This window comes from Rahnella sp. P4_A8 (genome assembly GCF_056402435.1).
Map to the genome: position 1 here is coordinate 79,750 of NZ_JBFUHK010000007.1, position 20,418 is coordinate 100,167.

Below are 20,418 nucleotides of genomic sequence, written 5' to 3' on the forward strand. Positions count from 1 at the left end.
GCCAGCCTGACTGAGCGGGAGCGAGACAAGGCGTCAGGAGACCTGAAAGCGCAGCATATTGAGTATGTGAGCATTTCGGGTCGACGCACCAACGCAGTCGCAGCCCCGCTCAGACTGGCGGAAGCTCCGCTAACGGCCAGCGAGGGCGAACGGTCACACCGAGATCAGGAGTTGCACCGCTTTTCAGCCGCACCATGCCTGCATACGCGATCATCGCACCGTTATCGGTACAGAATTCAGGACGCGCATAAAATACCTGACCGCCACGTTTTGCCATCACCTCAGCCAGTTTGGCGCGTAATGTGCGGTTCGCGCTGACACCACCGGCCATTACCAGCTGTTTAAAACCCGTCTGATCCAGTGCACGTTTGCATTTTATGGCCAGCGTATCCACCACCGCATCTTCAAAAGCGCGGGCAATGTCGGCATGTGTCTGCGGGTCGCTGTCATTGCCACGAATGGTATTCGCTGCGAAAGTTTTGAGGCCGGAGAAACTGAAATCCAGCCCCGGCCGGTCTGTCATCGGGCGCGGGAAGGTAAAACGTCCGGCAACGCCCTGAGAAGCCATTTTCGACAGCAACGGCCCCCCCGGATAATCAAGGCCGAGCAATTTAGCTGTTTTATCAAAGGCTTCACCGGCAGCATCATCAATGGATTCGCCGAGCAAGGTATATTCGCCAATTCCGGTGACGCTGATTAACTGCGTATGTCCGCCGGAAACCAGCAGCGCCACAAACGGGAAATCCGGCGGATTATCTTCCAGCATCGGTGCCAGCAAATGGCCTTCCATGTGATGCACCGGCACGGCAGGCACATCCCACGCAAATGCCAGAGAACGCCCGATGGTTGCGCCCACCAGCAACGCCCCGACCAGACCAGGGCCGGCGGTGTACGCCACGCCATCGATATCCTGAGCAGTCAGCCCGGCTTCTTTCAGCGCAGCCTGAATCAAGGGTACTGTTTTACGTACATGGTCACGCGATGCCAGTTCTGGCACCACACCGCCGTAATCTGCATGCAGTTTTACCTGACTATACAGTTGGTTGGCTAACAAACCGGCTTCGCTGTCATAAACTGCAATTCCGGTTTCATCGCAGGAGGTTTCAATACCCAGTACTCGCATCACTCTTTCCATCATGTTTTCGCGCTAACTCGCGGCGCGCAGTTTAGCACACAAGCTTCGGCGGGTGCTGCACCGGAGTGGGAATTCCTCGCTTCGCAGGCCAATTAATGTCGAGCAATTTTGATTGATTGGTATATAATCGCCGCCCGACGCAAAACAAGCGCACAATGTTGCAGAAGGGTTGCAGAAAGCGCCTGTTTCAATTTGCCGTTATGCTTTACAAGACGACGCGAATTGGAGTAAAATTCCGCACCATTTTGAAATGTGCTGGTACAACATCAGCAAACAAACCGATTTTATCGAGGTGAGAGGCACATGCCTGTAATTAAAGTACGTGAAAACGAGCCGTTCGACGTAGCTCTGCGTCGCTTCAAGCGTTCCTGCGAAAAAGCAGGTGTTCTGGCAGAAGTTCGTCGTCGTGAATTCTATGAAAAACCGACTACCGAACGTAAACGCGCTAAAGCATCTGCAGTAAAACGCCACGCCAAGAAACTGGCTCGCGAAAACGCACGCCGCACTCGTCTGTATTAATCTTCGGGGGCAACCCCAAATCGCGTGATTTGCAATATTAAGAACGCGCAGACTGCGTAGTAGCATACGAAGGCCGTGCTTTCCGAAAGGAATGCGCGGCTTGTTCTCGTTTATAGGCTAGTGAGTAAGGGGCTTATGGCTGGGAGAATTCCGCGCGTATTTATCAATGACTTGCTGGCTCGCATCGATATCGTCGATTTGATCGACGCTCGGGTAAAGCTCAAGAAACAGGGTAAAAATTATCACGCGTGCTGCCCTTTCCACCATGAGAAAACACCCTCATTTACCGTAAATGGCGATAAGCAGTTTTATCACTGTTTCGGCTGTGGTGCCCACGGCAACGCCGTCGATTTCCTGATGAACTATGACAGGCTTGAGTTTGTCGAAAGCATTGAGGAACTGGCGACAATGCAGGGTTTGGAAGTGCCGTACGAAGCAGGCACCGGTCCGAGCCAGATGGAGCGTCATCAGCGTCAAAGCCTCTACCAGTTGATGGCACCGCTTAGCGAGTTCTATCAGCAATCACTTAAACAGGCTGCAGGGGCTCCCGCACGGGAATATCTTGCCCGGCGCGGTTTAAGTGAAGACGTCATCAGCCATTTCGCCATTGGTTTCGCCCCACCGGGTTGGGACAACGCATTAAAACGTTTCGGTAAAAATGCCGATGATAAAGCGTCTCTGATTGATGCCGGTATGTTGGTCACCAATGACAATGGCCGCAGCTATGATCGTTTCCGCGAACGGGTGATGTTTCCTATTCGTGATAAACGTGGCCGCGTAATTGCCTTTGGCGGCAGGGTTCTCGGTGACGGTACGCCGAAATACCTGAACTCACCGGAAACCGAAATTTTCCATAAAGGCCGCCAGTTGTATGGCCTGTATGAAGCACAGTTAAAGCACCCGACGCCAGCGCGTTTGCTGGTGGTTGAAGGGTATATGGATGTCGTCGCACTGGCGCAGTTCGGCATTGATTATGCCGTTGCCTCATTGGGCACGTCCACGACCGCTGATCATATTCAGCTGATGTTCCGCAGCACAGACAACATCGTTTGCTGTTACGACGGTGACCGCGCGGGACGTGAAGCCGCATGGCGCGCACTGGAAACGGCACTGCCGTATCTTAATGATGGCCGCCAGCTGCGTTTTATGTTTTTACCCGACGGCGAAGATCCAGACACGCTGGTGCGTAAAGAAGGCAAAGAAGCGTTCGAACAACGTATGGAACAGGCGATGCCGCTGTCCACTTTCCTGTTTGATTCGCTGTTGCCGCAGGTAGATTTGAGCAGCCCTGACGGGCGGACCAAATTGAGCATGCTGGCATTGCCGCTGATCCGCCAGGTTCCCGGTGAAACGTTACGAATGTATTTGCGTCAGCAGTTAGGGAATAAGCTCGGTATTTTGGATGACAGCCAGCTGGAAAAGCTGATGCCTAAACAGGCAGAAAGTAGCAATGTCTATCAGGCGCCCCAGCTAAAACGCACAACCATGCGTATACTTATAGGGTTACTGGTACAAAATCCACAACTGGCTACACTTATACCCTCACTGCAAGGTTTGGAGCAAGCGAAGCAACCAGGACTGGATCTGTTCAGCGAGTTAGTAACCACTTGCTTAGCCCAGCCGGGGCTGACGACGGGCCAGTTACTGGAACTTTATCGCGACAATAAGTTCTACCAGCAGCTTGAAACTCTGGCGACATGGAACCACATGATCGTAGAGGACATGGTCGAGGAGGAATTTCGCGCCACGTTAGCCAGCCTGTATGACTCGATTTTAGAGCAACGGCTTGAAACTTTGATTGCAAAAGCCAGGACGCATGGCCTGAGTCCGGAGGAACGGACCGAAGTCAGTTCCCTGAATCAGGTGTTAGCGAGAAAGAGTTAACAAGTTAAATAACAAGAACATAAAAAGTAATGCGTCAGGCGTTACTACTAAAAAACGGCTTAAGTGCCGATATAAAGCGGGGCACGGCCCTGCGCAGAGCCGCCCTGGTGGGCCGCGGCACAATAAACGCCCCTAACGTTATTGTTGGCGATGTTACCCGACCGACACCAACCCAAATACTCTGAAGTGTGGATACCGTCTTATGGAGCAAAACCCGCAGTCACAGCTTAAGCTACTTGTCACCCGTGGTAAGGAGCAAGGCTATCTGACCTATGCTGAGGTCAATGACCATCTGCCGGAAGATATCGTCGATTCCGACCAGATCGAAGACATCATCCAGATGATTAACGACATGGGCATCCAGGTACTTGAAGAAGCACCGGACGCCGATGATTTGATGCTGGCCGAAAACCGCCCTGATACCGACGAAGACGCTGCAGAAGCGGCGGCGCAGGTACTTTCCAGCGTTGAATCCGAAATTGGCCGTACCACCGACCCTGTGCGTATGTATATGCGCGAGATGGGTACCGTTGAGTTGCTGACCCGTGAAGGCGAAATCGACATCGCCAAACGTATCGAAGACGGTATCAACCAGGTTCAGTGCTCCGTTGCTGAATATCCTGAAGCTATCACTTATTTGTTAGAGCAATATGACCGTGTAGAAGCTGGCGAAGTCCGCCTGTCTGACTTGATCACAGGTTTTGTTGACCCTAACGCCGAAGAAGAAATCGCACCAACTGCGACTCACGTGGGTTCTGAACTGACCACCGAAGAGCAGGATGATGATGATGAAGACGAAGATGAAGACGACGATGCTGAAGACGACAACAGCATCGACCCGGAACTGGCTCGCCAGAAGTTCACCGAACTGCGTGAACAGCATGAAGCGACGCGTCTGGTCATCAAGAAAAACGGCCGTAGCCACAAGAGCGCAGCAGAAGAAATCCTGAAGCTGTCCGATGTGTTCAAACAATTCCGTTTAGTGCCAAAACAGTTCGATTTCCTGGTTAACAGCATGCGTTCCATGATGGATCGCGTTCGTGCTCAGGAACGTCTGATCATGAAAGTGTGCGTTGAACAGTGCAAAATGCCGAAGAAAAACTTCGTCAATCTGTTCGCCGGTAACGAAACCAGCGATACCTGGTTTGATGCTGCTCTGGCAATGGGTAAACCCTGGTCTGAGAAGCTGAAAGAAGTCACCGAAGACGTACAGCGCGGCCTGATGAAGCTGCGTCAGATCGAAGAAGAAACTGGCCTGACTATCGAACAGGTAAAAGACATCAACCGTCGCATGTCTATCGGCGAAGCGAAAGCCCGTCGCGCGAAGAAAGAGATGGTTGAAGCAAACTTACGTCTGGTTATTTCGATCGCGAAGAAATACACCAACCGTGGTCTGCAGTTCCTTGACCTGATCCAGGAAGGTAACATCGGCCTGATGAAAGCCGTTGATAAGTTTGAATATCGCCGTGGTTATAAGTTCTCAACTTATGCGACCTGGTGGATCCGTCAGGCTATCACCCGCTCCATCGCCGACCAGGCGCGTACCATCCGTATCCCGGTACATATGATTGAGACGATCAACAAACTCAACCGTATCTCCCGTCAGATGCTGCAAGAGATGGGCCGCGAGCCGACGCCGGAAGAACTGGCTGAACGTATGCTGATGCCGGAAGACAAAATCCGCAAAGTGCTGAAAATTGCGAAAGAGCCAATCTCCATGGAAACGCCAATCGGCGACGATGAAGATTCGCATCTGGGTGATTTCATCGAGGATACCACCCTCGAGCTGCCACTGGATTCTGCAACGTCTGAAAGCCTGCGTTCTGCAACACATGACGTTCTGGCTGGCCTGACCGCACGTGAAGCGAAAGTTCTGCGTATGCGTTTCGGTATCGATATGAACACTGACCACACGCTGGAAGAAGTGGGCAAACAGTTCGACGTTACCCGTGAACGTATCCGTCAGATCGAAGCGAAAGCGTTGCGTAAACTGCGCCACCCAAGCCGCTCCGAAGTGCTGCGCAGCTTCCTGGACGATTAATCGTTCTCTGGTTGTCAGTCACGAACAGAAAAGCCCCGGCAGAAATGCCGGGGCTTTTTATTACTGGTTTTCTAAACTGACATTCACCCAGGCAGTATTATCCGGTAATGGAATAAGCCCGCTGCTGACACCCGTCAGACCAAATACTTTAGACGTCGGTGAATCAGGATGGAAATCCAGGTAAAATGTTTGCGCAAAACTGAGCAATACATCTGTGCTATCTGCTGATTCACAGGCATCGATATAAACGTTACCCGTATAATCCGGCGGGAAAATACTTTTCACATTTAAATAAAGCGTATCACCATTTACATAAAAGGCTTTGGCTTTATCACCGATAACCGGCCGGTCATTATCTCCCTGAAAGGCACCATGAGAAATAATAAACAGATTTTCACTCTTTCCTAACAACCGCAACTCAGAATGAAATATTTTGTAACTCGACTTAAAAACTGACTGGTACTGTGCCATTGAAGCACTGGCAACATGTTCCAGTTCCGGATCATCGGTACAGACGATAAGAATCATAATATTACTCCGTAAGTAAATTAAACTGATGACTCAGCCAACAGACCAGGTGTTATCATTTTTCAGCTGAACATTCAGGTTGTAAGTATTCGGCGCAAACTCAAGCTGCTGCTTATTGGTGATCTGACCAATATCAAGCACCTGACCCGGCGTATAATTACCAAAAGTGATCCAATAAGTTGGATGCGGTGTGAAGGTCAGGTTGATGTTCGGCTGTGCCTGAACAACAAAGGTACCCGCCCCCGACATACCGACCCCGACAGAGGCCTGATTCAGCGGTAAACTGCTGTCGTTCGTGACATACAACGTACCGTTCTTTCCGCCGGTGGTCTGTTGTTCGAATTCAAACGCCCCCTCGGAATAGCTCAGCGTCACCTGATTATTGTTCGTCAGGCTGGCAGGAAGGGTTTGAGAGGCATCGAATTTCACACCGGGGATCAGCACACCGGTTTCATCCCAAACAAAACTGTAATCAATTCCCCAGTCAAACTGCACTTTGGTTTTTGGATGTGCCACTTTGGAGAACCACGCCAGTGACATCACTTTGGGATCGGTGATATCCGGAGAGGTTTGATAAATACAAATTGCACCGGTATTTACAGAGTTATTTGCTACAGTGACAGAATATTGAGTCATAATATTTACCTTTTATATTAAAATGAATGAGAAAATAATTGTGTGTAGTCTTTGCCTTCTCTTAACTTCCTCGACCTCCTTTACAGACACGCGTTACGTGATTTAATTAGCCGGATACTTCTCATCGTAATACCAAAAGTTTGTGTGAGTAGTTTTGCCGGAATATCTTCTTTCATCGCCACTTGCATTGCTGCCCGGCGAATAGCGATAAACACCCCCCAGTTGGATGGCGTATCCAGATATCCAGAAGAATCAATTTTTTTATAAATTCTGTTATATTTATTTTGCGGGATATTAATCCCGTAGATCTGATAAAACTTCTCTGCCTCTTTGGGCATGTATATTTTTCTCCCTCCATGGAGATGAATAAAATGAAATAATCCGGCGAAACCACCATGTTCAGCAAATTCCGATGCTATCCAGGGCATCACCGACATGATGCAGACGCTGTTTTTTTCACAAAAGCTGATTAATCTTGCTTCTCTTTCTGAATGCCGGAGCGGTAGTCCTGAAAATAGTTCGAACCATTCCTCCAGATTTTCCTGTCTTTCTTCGGTTTCAACATTAGCCATATCTCCTGCTCCTGAAGAATCAAACTGCCTGACTACTTTGCTGCTCACCCCGAATGAGGCGATGGAATAAGTTTTAGTTCAGTTGAGCGCATTCACACGGGGGAAGCATTCCTCTTACATTAAATATGCAAATGTATTCAGGTGGGGTTCAGAGAGTATAAAGCTGCTTTAATAGCGAAATAATTTGGTAAATCAACCAAAAATAAGACGATTATTAATAAAATAATCATCCTGGCGAGATTTTATATCAGATGGAATAATAAGAGGAGGTGACGGGATTATGCTGTGTTTTCTAATGATAAGAATAGTTCACGGTATGCGGATACCAGTTCATCCAGCGTCGCCCGGTTCAGGCCGCTTGGGTTAGGCAGCACCCAAACTTCCGTGTCACCGATTTTCAACGCCTGACGTCCCCAGTTCACCTTACTGATGCCAAACGCTTTACTGAATGCCTGTTTGCCTAAAACAGCCAGCGCACGCGGCTGATAGTATTCAATTTTTGCCGTCAACGCTGCGCCCCCTTCGCGCAACTCATCGCGAACCAGCTCCGTTGCCTCAACAGTCGGACGTTCCACCAGCATAGTGATCCCGCAATCTGTATCCAGCAAATGCTGTTCTTCTTCAGGCTTAAGTAAACGCCCGGTAAAACCCGCCTGATAGATAACCTTCCAGAAACGGTTATTGGCATTAGCGAAATGGAAACCATGATGAGCAGTGGATAAGCCGGGATTGATGCCGCAAAACACGACAGAAAGATCCCGGGCGATAATATCTGTAATCATTATTATCCCTTAAGATGTATTTACCTGAGTTATAGGTAAAAAACGCAGTGAACACAACAGACTAAAACTGTGCACAAAACGCGCATACAAACCGAAGACATATAGACCTGTAAGCAGAGTTTACCGTATAATCCCGCACCTCGGCCCTTTAGCTCAGTTGGTTAGAGCACGCGACTCATAATCGCTTGGTCGCTGGTTCAAGTCCAGCAAGGGCCACCAGATTTTAGTTTGAGATTCAAACGATTAAGCCACTTCATACGGAGTGGCTTTTTTGTTGCGTGAATACCTGTCTTCCCCTGACTTTTCCACGGATTGAACCTCTCTCGTCATTGACCCCATACGCCCTGCATATAATAATGATAACCATTAACATTAAAGAATCAGGAATGGATCCAATGACAAGGGCTGGTTTTCGCCGTTTTTCAGGGATGGTTGCGCTGTTGTTATCGCTGCTTGTCGCCACGCAGGCTTTCGCAGAAGGCTGGCCACGGCAAGTTATGACCTCAAAGGGAAGCATCACATTACAACAGCCGCCGCAGCGGATTGTCTCCACCAGCGTCACCGTCACCGGCACATTGCTGGCGATTAATGCGCCGGTTATCGCCAGCGGAGCGACTGCGCCCAATAATCGGGTTTCCGATGCTCAGGGCTTTTTCCGCCAGTGGGGCGATGTCGCGAAACAACGCGGTGTGCAGCGGCTTTATATCGGCGAACCGAATGCTGAAGCCATTGCCGGACAGGCACCGGATCTCATCATTATTGCCGCCACAGGCGGGGATTCCGCACTGAAACTCTATGATCAGCTGTCGGCCATTGCGCCGGTCATGGTGGTCAATTACGACGATAAAAGCTGGCAGGAACTCGCCACCGAATTAGGCCGGGCGACGGGTAAAGAAACCGATGCCGCCAAGGTTATCGCGCAGTTTTCAGCCCGTGAAGACAGTCTGAAAAAAGCGATACATTTGCCACCGCAGCCGGTGTCCGCGCTGGTTTATGGATCAGATGGCAAAAGCGCCAATCTGTGGACGCCCGCGTCACCGCAGGGTCAGCTGCTCCGGCAGTTAGGATTCAGCCTCGCGCCGGTTCCGCTGAATTTCGCCGCCAGTTACAGTCAGGGCAAACGCCATGACATCATCCAGCTTGCCGGTGAGAAAATGCCGGAGGCGATGAACGGCCAGACGCTGCTGTTATTTTCCGCCAGTCAGCCTGATGCACAACGGCTGCTGACCAATCCTTTTCTGGCGAAGTTACCTGCCGTGCAGGCCGGGCGCGTGTATGCCATGGGTGACGACACGTTCAGACTCGATTATTACAGCGCCAGCAACATGCTGAATCAGCTTGAAAAACTGTTCGTAACTCACTGATGTCCCGCTCAATAAAAAATCTCACAGCGCTGTTGGTTGCCTTGTTTTTGCTCTGCCTGATGATGGCGCTGAGTCTGGTGCTGGGCGAGAAATCGCTTGCGTCCGGCACCGTGATGTCAGCGCTTAACGGCCAGTGCACAGGGGCGGATTGTGTGATTGTCACCGATGCCCGTGTGCCGCGCACGCTGGCCGGTTTGCTGGCAGGGATGGCGCTCGGATTATCCGGTGCGCTGATGCAAATCCTCACCCGCAATCCGCTGGCTGATCCCGGTATTCTTGGCGTTAATGCGGGTGCGGCTTTCGCGGTGGTTATCGGTATCGCCTTTTTTGGCGCAACGGATGTCAGCCACTATTTGTGGTTCGCGTTTGCCGGTGCCTTACTGGCAACATTGCTGGTCGCCATGATCGGCGCGCTGGGACGCGGAAAGCTGGATCCGGTACGCTTAACTCTGGCGGGCGTCGCGCTCGGCGCTGTGCTGGAAGGCATGTCTTCGGGGATTTCCCTGCTCAACCCGACTGTCTACGATCAGTTGCGATTCTGGCAGGCTGGCTCGCTGGATATCCGCAATATTACCGTGATTAAAACCATCACACCGCCGGTGACTTTTGCGGTTGCCCTGAGCTTACTGATGGCCCGCTCCCTGAATAATCTGACGATGGGCAGCGAACTGGCGACGGCGCTCGGCACCAAAATCGCGACCACGCAGTTGCTGGGATTACTGGCGATTACGTTGTTGTGCGGCAGCGCCACAGCGGCTGTCGGCCCCATCGCCTTTGTCGGCCTGATGGTGCCGCATATGGCGCGCTGGATCTGTCGTGCGGATCCGCGCTGGATGCTGCCGTGGACGCTGGTGTTAACCCCGACGCTGTTGCTGGCAGCCGATATCGCCGGGCGTTTTCTGGTTACCGGAGAATTGCGGGTTTCCGTAGTGGTCGCCTTTATCGGCGCGCCGGTGCTTATTTTCCTGGTACGCCGTCCCGGTGGATTACACAGAGGTTAAACATGAGCCAGACTCTTACAGAACCTCGCCCGCTGAAAAAACCTTTGCTGCTGTCGCGCCCCTTTCTGACCGCCTGCGGACTGGTGTTATGCCTGATCCTGCTGGCGGTTTACGCGCTGGGTAGCGGAACACTGGCACTGACGCCGTCGCAGGTTGTCAGCGCCCTGCTCGGCGACGGGCCGAAAAACCTGAGCATTATTGTCACGCAATGGCGTCTGCCGCGCGTGGTGATGGCGATGATTCTCGGTGCCGCACTCGGCATCAGCGGCGCGATTTTTCAGTCGCTGCTGCGCAATCCATTGGGAAGTCCGGACGTTATCGGTTTTAACACCGGCGCGTATACCGGCGTTCTGCTGATTATCGTGTTGTTCAATGGCGCTGCGGGCGACCTTCTCCCCGGCGCGATGGCAGGCGGCGTCGTGACCGCACTGGTGGTATACGCCCTGGCGTGGCGTCAGGGCATCGAAACGTTCCGCCTGATTATCGTCGGTATCGGCGTACGGGCGCTGCTGATTGCGGTCAATACCTGGCTGATTATTCACGCCTCGCTGGAATCGGCGCTGACGGCTGGCTTGTGGAATGCTGGTTCGCTCAATGGCATCACATGGGAGAAAAGCCTGCCGGCGACCGGGATGATTATCGTCGCCTGCATGCTCGCGCGTTGCTTATCCGCTCCGATGCGGTTGCTCGAAATGGGCGATGATGCCGCCTGTGCGCTGGGCGTACCGGTGGCGCGTTCACGTTTATTGCTGATGCTGGCGGGCGTGGCGTTGACCGCCGCAGCCACCGCGCTGGCCGGGCCAATTTCCTTTATTGCGCTGGTGTCACCGCAAATTTCGCGTCGTCTTTGCGCCAGCCAGCAGCACGCTTTATTTTTCGCGGCGCTGACCGGTGCGCTGCTGTTGCTCGCCGCCGATGTCACTGCACAACGGCTGTTCACGCCCTATCAGTTACCCGTGGGCGTGCTGACCGTCAGTCTGGGCGGCATTTATCTGATTGGGTTGCTGATCCGGGAGTCGCGACGCTCATGAATACTGAACACTCTTCCCCTTTGTACGCGAAAGATCTGACGCTGGGCTACGATAAAAAAATCGTCGCCCGCGAACTCTCCGTCTCTATCCCTCAGGGAAAACTCACCGTGATTATCGGGCCAAATGCCTGCGGTAAATCCACATTATTGCGCACGCTCAGCCGCCTGATGCCGCCGCAATCCGGCACGGTATTTCTCGATGGCAAACTGATCGGTGATTACGGCACCAGAGACGTCGCGAAACGTCTGGGTTTACTGCCGCAAAGTTCAACGGCGCCGGGCGATATCAGTGTGGCGGATCTGGTGGCCCGCGGGCGTTACCCGCATCAGAGCCTGTTCAGCCGCTGGACAGCGCAAGATACGCTGGCGGTGAACGACGCCATGCACGCAACGGGAGTATTCGAACTGGCGGAAAGCACGGTGAATTCACTTTCCGGCGGACAGCGCCAGCGGGTGTGGATAGCCATGGTGCTGGCGCAACAAACGCCGTTGTTATTGCTGGATGAACCGACAACCTGGCTGGATATCGCGCATCAGATTGATTTGATGGAACTGATGTGTCGCCTGAATCAGGAAAACGGCCGCACGCTGGTGGTGGTGTTGCACGACCTGAATCAGGCATGTCGTTACGCCGGGCATCTGATTGCCATGCGCGATGGAAAAATACTGGCTGAGGGCGCACCGGTGGACATCGTCACACCGGCACTGATCGAACAGGTTTTCGGGCTACGCTGCGCCATTATCGACTGTCCGGTTTCGCATACACCGTTAATTATCCCGCTGGGTAACGGTTGAATCTCCGGTGCTCCATGGCTCTTCGTTCCACAGGTATTGAAGGCCATCGGCTAATCCGCCGCGCCAGCTCAGCGCGTCGTGACCGGCATCGACCACGCGATAACGCACGCTGTTTTTGGTGCGGCTCAGCAGCTCATCCATCTGATTATTCACCTGATAAATCAGCCGTTCATTGCTGCCCGCTTCCATGAAAATTTTCAGATGGCTGGCAGCCCCCAGCCCGTTACTCACCGCACGCAGTAACAAATCCGCCTCGTCAGGATTTTCATCCTGCTGCGATTTATTACGTCGCGGCCACCAGAAAGAACCAGACTGACTGAGTACCAGACCGAAGCGCTGCGGCCAGTGCAAACCGGCGTACAACGCTGACAGCCCGCCAAAGCTCTGCCCCGCCACCACTGTTTTGTTCGCATCGCTGCTGTGCGGTGCGAGCGTCGCCACGGCGGGCAATAACTCCTCCTGAACGGCCAGCCAGAAATCTGCATTACAGGTCAGTTCGCGGCTGCGGGTCTGTGTATCGATCACATCAATCAGCACGTAGACGGCCTGCGGCAATGTGCCTTCCTGCGTCAGTTGCATCAGCGGCTGCCAGACCGGCATCTGCTGCGCCCAGAACTGGCCGTCGAGCAACAGCGCCAGCGGGCGCGATGCCGGATCCTGGCTTTCGCCGGTGGTGTAGATCCAGACCTTGCGCCGGTTGCCCAGACGCGCACTGTTCCACTGATAGGTTTGCAGTTTTGCCGGTTTCTGTGGCAACGCGGCACCGTGGAGATCAAACTCCCGCCAGGCAGGCTGCGGCAATGCGTCGGGCATATGCAAAGGCGACAGCGCGTGAGATTTCGCCCCCGGCCACGGCTGATTCGGATTCAGCGGGTCATAAATCGCATGGGCGAACATATCTTTCCACCATTCCCGCGCAGCCAGCATGGCGGTATAGGCATCGGGATCCTGCGGGAACTCTCTGCCGGGCCCGGTGCGCGGGATCAGGCTGTAGCTGCCGCGCCAGCCGGAGCGCAGCGTAATACTCAGCGACCAGACATCGGTTCCCGCAAGTCTTTGCAGACTTTGCGGCGGTAAAGACTGATGGTGATCGGTGATGCCGTTGATGTTGATCCACACCCGCTGGAAATCCGATGTCGCCTCACTGCCCTGCGGATCCCGCCAGAAGAACGTCACGTTGCATACGTCATCATTCAGCCGTTCGATCAAGGGTGAGCCCTGCGCTTTAATGTCTTTCCACCATTCAGCACTTCCCGCCTGAGAGCTTGCTAACATCGCCTGCGCGGTGGGTTTTTCCGGAAACTGCGATTTCATCATGTTTACGCTTTACAGTCTTTTGGCAGTGAGAGAAGGCATAATTTGCAGAATAATTGACCTGCTTCCTGCAAATTATGAATGGGAATCGTATTGATAATTGTTTGCATTTGCAATAGTGTGTTACCGCCCGTAAACGGGACGATAAAAATACACACACAACAGGCCATCCTCCTGTTCACTAAATCTGTTTTGCAGGAACGGATGGATTTCAGGGCAGAATCCACTATGAAAAGCAGGCTACCACACTATTCTCTGGCAACCTTAATCGGGCTGGGATCAGCACTTTCTTTGCCCGTCAGCGCGGCAGAAAGCACCACAACCCGCACAACAGACGCCAGCCAGAACACCGCAGAAACACAGGAAGACACCAGCGACACACTGGTTGTCACCGCCGCACAGCAAAACCTTCAGGCTCCCGGCGTTTCCACCATCACTTCTGATGAAATCCAAAAACGCCCTCCGGCACGCGACATCAACGAACTTATCCGCACCATGCCCGGCGTAAACCTGACCGGCAACTCTACCAGCGGCCAGCGCGGTAATAACCGCCAGATCGACATCCGGGGTATGGGCCCGGAAAATACCTTAATCCTGATCGACGGTAAGCCGGTGAACAGCCGCAACTCAGTGCGTCAGGGCTGGCGCGGTGAGCGTGATACCCGCGGCGACACAAGCTGGGTTCCGCCCGATATGATCGAGCGCATCGAAGTGATCCGCGGCCCGGCGGCGGCGCGTTACGGTAACGGCGCGGCGGGTGGCGTGGTGAACATCATCACTAAAAAAGACACTCAGGAGTGGCACGGTTCCTGGAATACCTATCTGAACGCACCACAACATAAGGACGAAGGCTCGACCAAACGTACCGATTTCAGCCTCTCCGGCCCGCTCAACGATCAGTTCAGTTTCCGCCTGTTCGGTGGCTACAGCAAAACGCAGGCTGACGCGCAATATATCAACGAGGGTCATCAGTCTGAGCGTACCGGCACCTATGCCGACACCGTTCCGGCAGGTCGCGAAGGCGTGATCGATAAGAATATCGACGCCCTGTTGCACTGGGATTTTGCCCGTATGCAGTCGCTGGAATTTGAAGTGTCCAACAGCCGTCAGGGCAACCTGTACGCAGGCGACACGCAGAACACCAACACCAGTGATTTGGTGAAAAGCATGTACGGTGAAGAGACTAACCGCATTTACCGCCAGTCCTACTCGGTGACCTACAAAGGCGCGTGGGATAACGGTGTGACCACCAACAACTACGTGCAGTACGAAAAAACCCGTAACTCGCGCATGGATGAAGGGCTGGCGGGCGGTACCGAAGGCATCTTCTCTGACGAAGACTTCAACACCATCGCTCTGGGCGACATTCTGGCGCACAGCGAAGTCAGTATTCCGTTTGAGCTGGGCGTGCCGCAAACCGCGACGTTCGGCACGGAATGGAACCAGCAGAAGATGAAAGATCCGTCTTCCAACACGCAGGCTATGCTCGGCGGCGCGATTGCCGGTACCGACAGCACCAACCGCAGCCCCTATTCTCAGGCAGAGATTTTCTCGCTGTTTGCCGAAGATAATATTGAGCTGACCGACAGCACCATGCTGGTGCCGGGTCTGCGTTTCGACCATCACTCCATTGTCGGCAATAACTGGAGCCCGTCGCTGAACCTGTCTCAGGAACTGGGCGACGATTTCACCCTGAAAATGGGTATCGCCCGCGCCTATAAAGCGCCGAGCCTGTATCAGACCAACCCGAACTACGTGCTGTACAGTAAAGGTCAGGGTTGTGCGGCCAGCGGCGGCGGTTGTTATCTGGTGGGGAATAAAGATCTGGATGCGGAAACCAGCGTTAACAAAGAGATCGGACTGGAATTCCACCGCAACGGTTATCAGGCGGGCGTGACCTATTTCCGCAACGATTATCGCAACAAAATCGAATCCGGTTATCTGCCAACCGGCACGTCCTCCACCGGCACAACTGATGTATATAAATGGGAAAACGTGCCGAAAGCCGTGGTTCAGGGGCTGGAGGGCACGCTGAATATTCCGGTCAGCAGCACCGTTTCCTGGAATAACAACGGCACGTACATGATTGAAAGTAAAAACAAAGAGACCGGCGATTATCTGTCGATCATCCCGGAATTTACCATCAACTCCACGCTGAGCTGGCAGGCGACGGAAGATCTCTCTCTGCAATCTACCCTGACCTGGTATGGCCGTCAGAAGCCGAAGAAATACAACTACAAAGGTGAAGCCGTCACCGGCAGTGAGAAGAATGAAGTCAGCCCGTATTCTGTGGTCGGCATGAGCGGCACCTACACCGCGACCAAAAATGTCAGCGTCACGGCGGGTATTGATAACGTCTTCGACAAACGCCAGTTCCGTGCGGGTAATGCCCAGACCGTGGGTAATGCCACCACCGGCGCCTATATGTACGGCGCAGACGCGGCAACCTACAACGAACCGGGCCGCACGTTCTACATGAGCCTGAATACGCACTTCTGAGTATGTTGTCCGCATAAACAAAGCCACCTGCAAAGGTGGCTTTGTTGTGTCTGAAACCTGACTTTGGGCTTACAGCACGCCCTGCGCCAGCATGGCATCAGCCACTTTGACGAAGCCGGCGATATTTGCGCCACGGACATACTGCGTCTGCTGGCTTTCGCCGCCGTATTCGACACACGACTGGTGAATATCCAGCATGATGTGACGCAAACGCGCATCCACTTCTTCGGCTTTCCAGCTCAGACGCGCAGCGTTCTGTGCCATTTCAAGACCTGACGTCGCCACGCCACCGGCATTCGCCGCTTTGCCCGGCGCGAACAGTACGCCCGCGTCGGTGAACAAGTCGGTCGCTTCAATCGTGGTTGGCATATTCGCGCCTTCAGCGACGGCTTTCACGCCATTGGCGATCAGCACGCGTGCCGCATCCGCATCCAGTTCATTTTGCGTGGCGCAAGGCAGCGCGATATCCACCGGCACGTTCCACGGCTGCTGGCCCTCGAGATAGGTCAGCCCGAGTTTTTGCGCGTAATCCGCCACGCGACCATCGCGGCTGGCTTTGATTTCGGTCAGCAGCGCCAGTTTCTCAGGAGTAAAGCCTGCTTCATCGACGACAGTACCGTTAGAATCTGACGCCGTAATCACCCGTGCGCCCAGTGACATGGCTTTTTCAATTGCATATTGTGCGACGTTACCGGAACCAGACACCGCCACGCGCATACCTTCGAAATCCAGGCCATGGCGTTTAAGCATCGATTCAGTGAAATAGATCAGGCCATAACCTGTGGCTTCCGGACGGATGAGACTGCCACCGAACGACAACCCTTTGCCGGTGAACACGCTGGCAGTGTTGTTGGAGAGTTTTTTCATCATCCCCGCCATATACCCCACTTCACGCCCGCCGACGCCGATATCCCCCGCAGGCACATCAGTATCCGGGCCGAGATGACGGTAAAGTTCCAGCATCAGCGCCTGACAGAAACGCATGATCTCGCCTTCGCTTTTGCCTTTCGGATTGAAATCACTGCCGCCCTTTCCGCCGCCCATTGGCAACGTGGTCAGGGCATTTTTAAAGGTCTGCTCAAAACCAAGGAATTTGAGAATCGATAAATTGACCGACGGATGGAAACGCATGCCGCCTTTATACGGGCCGATGGCCGAGCTGAACTGTACACGCCAGCCACGGTTAACCTGCACCTGATTTTTGTCATCCACCCACGCGATACGGAACTGAATGACACGTTCCGGCTCCACCAGACGTTCGAGTAAAGCAGAACGGCGGTATTGCGGATTTTGTTCGAGGAAAGGCCATAGCGTGGTCATAACTTCACGTACGGCCTGGGAGAATTCGACCTGATGCGGGTCGCGTTGCTGAACTGAGGATAAGAACTGTTCGAGGGATTGAATCTGATCCATTAAGGTAAAACTCCGTTTGTAAGTGATGTTGTCTTTTTTATTTACTGCTTATTTTTTGACTATGCATCGACTGACAAGCGGACATCAAGCAATTTATTTCCCAATAAAAACCCTAAGATTTACGACCTTCCAGCTTCAGTAACAACAACTTGTTGTCCAGCCCGCCAGCAAAGCCGGTTAATTTCCCGGAAGCACCAATCACCCGGTGACACGGCGCCACGATAGAAATCGGGTTGCGGCCATTGGCCGCGCCCACGGCACGAACCGCTTTCGGGCGACCGATACGACGGGCGATCTCGCCGTAGCTGCGCGTTTCACCAAACGGAATTTCCAGCAACGCCGCCCAGACTTCTTTCTGGAATTCGGTGCCAGTAAAATCGAGTTCCAGCTCAAAACGGGTACGCTTACCGGCAAAATATTCGTTCAGCTGTTGTTCGGTTTTCAGCAAGATCGGAAACGACGGGTCTTCAATCATATCGCCCAACGGCACGCGCCCGTCGATTTCACATTCCCACAAAATGGCGGTCAGCTTATCGCCTTTCGCCGCCAGTGTGAGTAACCCGACTGGCGATGCCATCCGCTTGAATCTGTTTTCCATCAGTCCCTTCCTCTGCAAGTTTTACGCCCCACACTTTACCGGAAAGGCAGGAACTGACGAAAATTATTTCAGGCCCAACTGTGCGCGAAGTTCCGCTTTCGCCGCGTCGAATTCGGTTTTGAAATCTGGCTGTTCTTCCATTTTTTGCGCGATCAGTGCAGCACCGGTGCGGCTCATCACGGTATCAGAACGGTAATGGAAACCCGCTACCAGACGGTTTTCGGCGTAACCGGCCGCCCGGGTGAACAGCGCGTTGCGTTTTTCCGGCACCATTTCGCCCAGCACCGTCGCCATCAGATAGCCGATAGTAGAATGACCGGAAGGCCATGAGCCGGATTTGGATTTTTTCAGCAGCGGATGAATTTGTTCATCGAGCATATAAGGACGCGGGCGGTTAAAGGCTTTCTTGGCGTGATCATCCACCACGTCTTCGGTCGCCACAATACGATCAAACAGCGCAGCGGTTTTCGGCAGTTTCGCGGCATCAAAGTCCGGCCCCATCACATCGGCAAAACGCCAGACGTTTTCTTCAGCATCAGCAATCGCCGCTTTTTCCTGCTCCGGCGTACGGGTGGCCTGAATTTCCAGCAATTCTTTCAGTTCCGCTTTGGTCTGCGCCGAATCATCCGCCGGTGGCGCGGGCAGATATTTCGTCAGATCCAGTTCCTGGCTGGTGATAAAGGGTTTGGCTTCGTCAGCCGCCTGAACGACAAAAGTGGAACCGAGGGTGAAAAGCAGCAGAGCAACGAGGGACTTACGCACGGGAAAACTCCTGATATTAGTTTGAATATCAGGAGAGTAGAGAACAAGTGTGACGCTTAAATGACAAACATCAGCCGAGCAAACCGAGTTTTCCGGTCAGCTTGCGCACCACTTTCTTTTTACCCGCCAGCGCAATGCCCAGCAGTTGCAGGTTGTCCGTCGGCACAACAGACACCGCTTCGCGAAACGCGGCGTAATCCGTGGTTTGCTGTCCTTCGACCGGAAAAATAATTCCGTCCATTTCGTCATCATGAAGCAGGTGCTGATGAAGGTGCGTGAGCTGTTCGCTGTCGGCAACCAGCACGCTGATGCCAATCGGGATCAGCCCCGGATGCACGCGGTTATCAGCGTCAATCAGCGGCTCGCCCACCAGCGACGGATGGCGTTGCCCGAGCGTCAGGGCCAGAACGGCGGCGGCATTGGCGGCATGTCCGGCGGCAAGTTGCTGGTTGATGACAATCACGCAGCGTTCCGGTGACGAAGGCAGAATGGTTGCAGGCGTATTCATGATGGCAGGCTCCGGTTCAGTTGAAACATGAGCTTAACCCGTCACTTTTTCTCAATCTGGAAGATTTGTGCACAGACGCCGGTAATGTGCTGGCGTGAGCTGATAGGCGCGGCGGAACCAGCGCCCGAGATGGCTCTGATCAGCAAAACCTAAATCAGCCGCCACGTCAGCCGGTGTGCGCCCGAGCGCCAGCCCTTCACGGGCGCGGGTCAGTTTCAGCTGAATAAGATAGGCGTGCGGCGGCAATCCGAATTCAGCTTTAAACGCACGGCTGACCACAAAGCGGCTTTCGCCGGTCGCCGCTGCCAGTTGTTCGAGGCCGATGTCTTCGTGCAAGTGGGCATGCAGATATTCCCGCGCCTGATGCGCCAACCGCGACCAGGGCGCATGCCCCTGAAGTCGCGGCGGCTGCCAGGTGAGATGGCCGCCCAGTGCACAGAGCAAGCCGTCGAGCGCGGTCTGGCGGACAATGCGCAGGTCTTTGCCGTGCAGCGCCTGAAAAGCCCGTGACGTCGCCTGCGCCAGTTGCGGATCCTGCGCTAAGGTATTTTCGAAACTCGGATCACTGGCCGGAGAAAGGGAATCGCGCCGTGCCGCCAGCTCGCGGCTCAGCCATTGCGGATCGAGATACAGCATGTGATAGGTAAAACCGCCGGGCTGCACCGCATCGCCGTCATGGATTTCGCCCGGTTCGAGCATAAAGACTTTGCCCGGCAGGCTTTGATGTTTCTGGCGGCGACAACTGAACTGCTGCAAACCGTACTGAGTGACACCGACCAGATAACTGTCATGCCAGTGGGGATCGTAAGCATGGCCTTCGAAATGGGCGTGGATCGTCTCGATCCCGCTGTCTTTATCTTTCGATAAATCGACCCAGTTTGCAGACGCCATACATCCCCCGCTGAATGAATTAACAACAGGGTAACAAATAGGCGGAGTGAATAAAACTCGGTGGGTTTAAAACCCCCTCCCGGCCTCCCCCTTCGCAGGGGGAGGAGCTGAAAAAACTGCCAGCTTTTTCTCGGGGGAGGCGCTGA

The 20,418-nt window shown here is 53.6% G+C and carries 19 protein-coding genes and 1 tRNA gene; 9 read left to right on the forward strand and 11 right to left on the reverse strand.

What is annotated here, in order from left to right; all coding sequences use genetic code 11:
• Window positions 1-109: 109 nt before the first annotated feature.
• Window positions 110-1,123: a tRNA (adenosine(37)-N6)-threonylcarbamoyltransferase complex transferase subunit TsaD gene (gene tsaD / locus AC1DUO_RS06000; RefSeq protein ID WP_013573947.1), complete on the reverse strand. Its 1,014-nt coding sequence runs from the start codon at window positions 1,121-1,123 to the stop codon at window positions 110-112.
• A gap of 315 nt (window positions 1,124-1,438) precedes the next feature.
• On the opposite strand from tsaD, the gene rpsU reads away from it, so the two are divergent.
• The 3 genes from rpsU (at window position 1,439) to rpoD (ending at window position 5,579) form a co-directional block, all read left to right on the forward strand.
• A complete protein-coding gene (rpsU, locus tag AC1DUO_RS06005) occupies window positions 1,439-1,654 on the forward strand; it encodes a 30S ribosomal protein S21 (protein WP_001144069.1) in 216 nt (71 codons plus the stop codon).
• Window positions 1,655-1,789: 135 nt separating this feature from the next.
• Window positions 1,790-3,538 (forward strand): DNA primase, encoded by a 1,749-nt coding sequence (gene dnaG, locus AC1DUO_RS06010; protein ID WP_013573946.1) that lies wholly within the window; start codon window positions 1,790-1,792, stop codon window positions 3,536-3,538.
• A 202-nt stretch (window positions 3,539-3,740) separates the two neighbouring features.
• Window positions 3,741-5,579, forward strand: a complete 1,839-nt coding sequence (gene rpoD, locus AC1DUO_RS06015) for an RNA polymerase sigma factor RpoD (RefSeq protein WP_013573945.1) — start codon at window positions 3,741-3,743, stop codon at window positions 5,577-5,579.
• A 60-nt stretch (window positions 5,580-5,639) separates the two neighbouring features.
• Here the strand turns inward: rpoD and AC1DUO_RS06020 are convergent, their stop codons facing one another.
• From AC1DUO_RS06020 to mug, 4 genes are all read right to left on the reverse strand, one after another.
• Window positions 5,640-6,050 carry a hypothetical protein gene (locus AC1DUO_RS06020; RefSeq protein WP_223510466.1) on the reverse strand — a complete coding sequence of 137 codons (411 nt, stop codon included), beginning with the start codon at window positions 6,048-6,050 and terminating at the stop codon, window positions 5,640-5,642.
• A gap of 90 nt (window positions 6,051-6,140) precedes the next feature.
• Window positions 6,141-6,743 carry a hypothetical protein gene (locus tag AC1DUO_RS06025; RefSeq protein ID WP_013573943.1) on the reverse strand — a complete coding sequence of 201 codons (603 nt, stop codon included), beginning with the start codon at window positions 6,741-6,743 and terminating at the stop codon, window positions 6,141-6,143.
• Window positions 6,744-6,823: 80 nt separating this feature from the next.
• Window positions 6,824-7,315, reverse strand: coding sequence for a hypothetical protein (locus AC1DUO_RS06030; protein ID WP_041672991.1), 492 nt, complete (start codon window positions 7,313-7,315; stop codon window positions 6,824-6,826).
• 278 nt (window positions 7,316-7,593) lie between these two features.
• Window positions 7,594-8,097: a G/U mismatch-specific DNA glycosylase gene (mug, locus tag AC1DUO_RS06035; RefSeq protein WP_037034189.1), complete on the reverse strand. Its 504-nt coding sequence runs from the start codon at window positions 8,095-8,097 to the stop codon at window positions 7,594-7,596.
• A gap of 142 nt (window positions 8,098-8,239) precedes the next feature.
• Here mug and AC1DUO_RS06040 point away from each other — a divergent pair.
• The 5 genes from AC1DUO_RS06040 (at window position 8,240) to AC1DUO_RS06060 (ending at window position 12,287) form a co-directional block, all read left to right on the forward strand.
• A tRNA-Ile gene (locus tag AC1DUO_RS06040) sits at window positions 8,240-8,316 on the forward strand.
• A gap of 176 nt (window positions 8,317-8,492) precedes the next feature.
• Window positions 8,493-9,461 carry a Fe2+-enterobactin ABC transporter substrate-binding protein gene (gene fepB / locus AC1DUO_RS06045; protein WP_119261181.1) on the forward strand — a complete coding sequence of 323 codons (969 nt, stop codon included), beginning with the start codon at window positions 8,493-8,495 and terminating at the stop codon, window positions 9,459-9,461.
• Entirely contained in the window at window positions 9,461-10,462 is a 1,002-nt protein-coding gene (gene fepD, locus AC1DUO_RS06050) for a Fe(3+)-siderophore ABC transporter permease (protein WP_112198026.1), read from the forward strand. The genes fepB and fepD overlap by 1 nt, the downstream gene beginning before the upstream one ends.
• 2 nt (window positions 10,463-10,464) lie before the next feature.
• Window positions 10,465-11,493 (forward strand): iron-enterobactin ABC transporter permease, encoded by a 1,029-nt coding sequence (gene fepG, locus AC1DUO_RS06055; protein ID WP_013573885.1) that lies wholly within the window; start codon window positions 10,465-10,467, stop codon window positions 11,491-11,493.
• A complete protein-coding gene (locus AC1DUO_RS06060) occupies window positions 11,490-12,287 on the forward strand; it encodes an ATP-binding cassette domain-containing protein (protein ID WP_112198027.1) in 798 nt (265 codons plus the stop codon). The genes fepG and AC1DUO_RS06060 overlap by 4 nt, the downstream gene beginning before the upstream one ends.
• Here the strand turns inward: AC1DUO_RS06060 and fes are convergent.
• Complete coding sequence (gene fes, locus AC1DUO_RS06065; RefSeq protein ID WP_081481096.1) at window positions 12,261-13,604, reverse strand: enterochelin esterase; 1,344 nt, start codon at window positions 13,602-13,604, stop codon at window positions 12,261-12,263. The two genes, AC1DUO_RS06060 and fes, sit on opposite strands and share 27 nt — an antisense overlap.
• A gap of 225 nt (window positions 13,605-13,829) precedes the next feature.
• Here fes and AC1DUO_RS06070 point away from each other — a divergent pair, with 225 nt between their 5' ends.
• Window positions 13,830-16,100, forward strand: coding sequence for a TonB-dependent siderophore receptor (locus AC1DUO_RS06070; RefSeq protein ID WP_477986785.1), 2,271 nt, complete (start codon window positions 13,830-13,832; stop codon window positions 16,098-16,100).
• Between the two features lie 69 nt (window positions 16,101-16,169).
• Here the strand turns inward: AC1DUO_RS06070 and gdhA are convergent, their stop codons facing one another.
• The 5 genes from gdhA to AC1DUO_RS06095 all read right to left on the reverse strand — a co-directional run bounded on the left by gdhA (window position 16,170) and on the right by AC1DUO_RS06095 (window position 20,272).
• Window positions 16,170-17,513, reverse strand: coding sequence for an NADP-specific glutamate dehydrogenase (gene gdhA / locus AC1DUO_RS06075; protein WP_014411582.1), 1,344 nt, complete (start codon window positions 17,511-17,513; stop codon window positions 16,170-16,172).
• A 112-nt stretch (window positions 17,514-17,625) separates the two neighbouring features.
• Window positions 17,626-18,111, reverse strand: a complete 486-nt coding sequence (locus AC1DUO_RS06080) for a methylated-DNA--[protein]-cysteine S-methyltransferase (protein ID WP_013573880.1) — start codon at window positions 18,109-18,111, stop codon at window positions 17,626-17,628.
• 63 nt (window positions 18,112-18,174) lie between these two features.
• The gene (locus AC1DUO_RS06085; protein WP_013573879.1) at window positions 18,175-18,873 is read right to left on the reverse strand and encodes an acid phosphatase; all 699 of its coding nucleotides are present in this window, start codon (window positions 18,871-18,873) and stop codon (window positions 18,175-18,177) included.
• Window positions 18,874-18,943: 70 nt separating this feature from the next.
• A complete protein-coding gene (locus AC1DUO_RS06090; RefSeq protein WP_112152062.1) occupies window positions 18,944-19,381 on the reverse strand; it encodes a DUF2000 domain-containing protein in 438 nt (145 codons plus the stop codon).
• Between the two features lie 51 nt (window positions 19,382-19,432).
• Window positions 19,433-20,272, reverse strand: coding sequence for an AraC family transcriptional regulator (locus AC1DUO_RS06095; RefSeq protein ID WP_119261180.1), 840 nt, complete (start codon window positions 20,270-20,272; stop codon window positions 19,433-19,435).
• Between the last annotated feature and the right edge of the window lie 146 nt (window positions 20,273-20,418).

What these genes read in the sequence shown, in the direction of transcription:
- AC1DUO_RS06060 (WP_112198027.1), top strand. Translation starts at nt 11,490, where the DNA reads ATGAATACTGAACACTCTTCCCCTTTGTACGCGAAAGATCTGACGCTG.
- AC1DUO_RS06095 (WP_119261180.1), bottom strand. Translation starts at nt 20,272, where the DNA reads ATGGCGTCTGCAAACTGGGTCGATTTATCGAAAGATAAAGACAGCGGG.
- AC1DUO_RS06070 (WP_477986785.1), top strand. Translation starts at nt 13,830, where the DNA reads ATGAAAAGCAGGCTACCACACTATTCTCTGGCAACCTTAATCGGGCTG.
- fepG (WP_013573885.1), top strand. Translation starts at nt 10,465, where the DNA reads ATGAGCCAGACTCTTACAGAACCTCGCCCGCTGAAAAAACCTTTGCTG.
- rpsU (WP_001144069.1), top strand. Translation starts at nt 1,439, where the DNA reads ATGCCTGTAATTAAAGTACGTGAAAACGAGCCGTTCGACGTAGCTCTG.
- dnaG (WP_013573946.1), top strand. Translation starts at nt 1,790, where the DNA reads ATGGCTGGGAGAATTCCGCGCGTATTTATCAATGACTTGCTGGCTCGC.
- AC1DUO_RS06025 (WP_013573943.1), bottom strand. Translation starts at nt 6,743, where the DNA reads ATGACTCAATATTCTGTCACTGTAGCAAATAACTCTGTAAATACCGGT.
- fes (WP_081481096.1), bottom strand. Translation starts at nt 13,604, where the DNA reads ATGATGAAATCGCAGTTTCCGGAAAAACCCACCGCGCAGGCGATGTTA.
- rpoD (WP_013573945.1), top strand. Translation starts at nt 3,741, where the DNA reads ATGGAGCAAAACCCGCAGTCACAGCTTAAGCTACTTGTCACCCGTGGT.
- AC1DUO_RS06090 (WP_112152062.1), bottom strand. Translation starts at nt 19,381, where the DNA reads ATGAATACGCCTGCAACCATTCTGCCTTCGTCACCGGAACGCTGCGTG.
- mug (WP_037034189.1), bottom strand. Translation starts at nt 8,097, where the DNA reads ATGATTACAGATATTATCGCCCGGGATCTTTCTGTCGTGTTTTGCGGC.
- AC1DUO_RS06020 (WP_223510466.1), bottom strand. Translation starts at nt 6,050, where the DNA reads ATGGCACAGTACCAGTCAGTTTTTAAGTCGAGTTACAAAATATTTCAT.
- fepD (WP_112198026.1), top strand. Translation starts at nt 9,461, where the DNA reads ATGTCCCGCTCAATAAAAAATCTCACAGCGCTGTTGGTTGCCTTGTTT.
- AC1DUO_RS06080 (WP_013573880.1), bottom strand. Translation starts at nt 18,111, where the DNA reads ATGGAAAACAGATTCAAGCGGATGGCATCGCCAGTCGGGTTACTCACA.
- AC1DUO_RS06030 (WP_041672991.1), bottom strand. Translation starts at nt 7,315, where the DNA reads ATGGCTAATGTTGAAACCGAAGAAAGACAGGAAAATCTGGAGGAATGG.
- tsaD (WP_013573947.1), bottom strand. Translation starts at nt 1,123, where the DNA reads ATGCGAGTACTGGGTATTGAAACCTCCTGCGATGAAACCGGAATTGCA.
- gdhA (WP_014411582.1), bottom strand. Translation starts at nt 17,513, where the DNA reads ATGGATCAGATTCAATCCCTCGAACAGTTCTTATCCTCAGTTCAGCAA.
- fepB (WP_119261181.1), top strand. Translation starts at nt 8,493, where the DNA reads ATGACAAGGGCTGGTTTTCGCCGTTTTTCAGGGATGGTTGCGCTGTTG.